Here is a 1,071-nt window from a genome sequence, read left to right on the forward strand (position 1 = left end):
GGTGCATTGGGGGCAAAGCGTGATTCAGCCCGGCGACGCCGCTCTGCCCGAAAGCATCGCGAGCCTTGCCAGCGTGGTCCGAGCGCCGGCGCAACTGGCCCGCCGATTGGCGCAGATCGGCATCGTCGAGGCCGGCGACGGAAAGCGGCTGCAGGCGCTGCTTGCTCCCGGGCAGCGGCTAGTCAGCCGCGAAGGGGCTCTGTGGCGTTGGGACGGGTTCACCGCCAGCGCCGACGCGCCGACCGCGGCCGCGCAGCGGCTGGCGCAGAAAAACCGGCTGGCTGAGCTCAACGCCGAGGCGGTCCACGCAACGCGCATTCTGCGCCAGGCCGAAGGGGCTCTTGCCCATGCCGAGCAGGCGCTTGCCCGAGCGAGCGACGCCGAGCGCAACGCCCGTCAGGCCGGGCGTGACGCCCAGCATGGGCTGGACGCCGCCCGCAACGCGCTGGCCGAGGCCGAGAAGGCCGGCGGCGAGCTGTCGAGCCGACGCGCCGCACTTGACGAGGCCCGCGCGCGCATCGTCGACAGCCATGAAGAGACGGCGGCGGCATTCGTCGAGGCGGAGATGCTGCTGCAAAGCGCTCCCGACCTCGGTGATCTGCAGTTGCAGCTCGAACAGTCGGCCGCCAACGTCGCTCGCGACCGCGCCACTCTTGCCGATGCCCGCGCCGTCCATGAAGGCTTGAGGCGGGAAGCCGAAGCGCGAACGCGCCGCCTCGACGCCATCGGCGCGGAACGCCGCAACTGGCTGGAGCGCGCCGAAAACGCCTCGACGCAGATCGCGGCACTCGGCGAACGCAAGGCCGAGGCCGAGGCCGAGCGCGAAAGACTGGCCGACGCACCCGACGAGATCGACGCCAAGCGGCGCGCCTTGCTGTCGCAGCTTGCCGAAGCCGAAAGCCTGCGCCAGGCAGCCGGCGATCGGTTGCAGGAGGCGGAGAGCAAGCAGTCCGAACTGGACAAGGCCGCGACATCAGCAATCCAGTCGTTGGCCGAGGCGCGCGAAACGCGCGTACGCGCCGAAGAGCGGCTCACCGCTGCCGACGAAAGACGGTTGGAGGTCGAGGCCCG

Annotated in this window: 1 pseudogene; it reads left to right on the forward strand. The window is 71.1% G+C overall.

The features are described 5' to 3' along the window. Positions 1 to 1,071 (forward strand): annotated as a pseudogene (locus tag EOA78_RS35545) (chromosome segregation protein SMC); the annotation flags it as partial.

The sequence above is a fragment of the Mesorhizobium sp. M5C.F.Cr.IN.023.01.1.1 genome (assembly GCF_003997585.1).
Lineage (GTDB): Bacteria > Pseudomonadota > Alphaproteobacteria > Rhizobiales > Rhizobiaceae > Mesorhizobium > Mesorhizobium wenxiniae.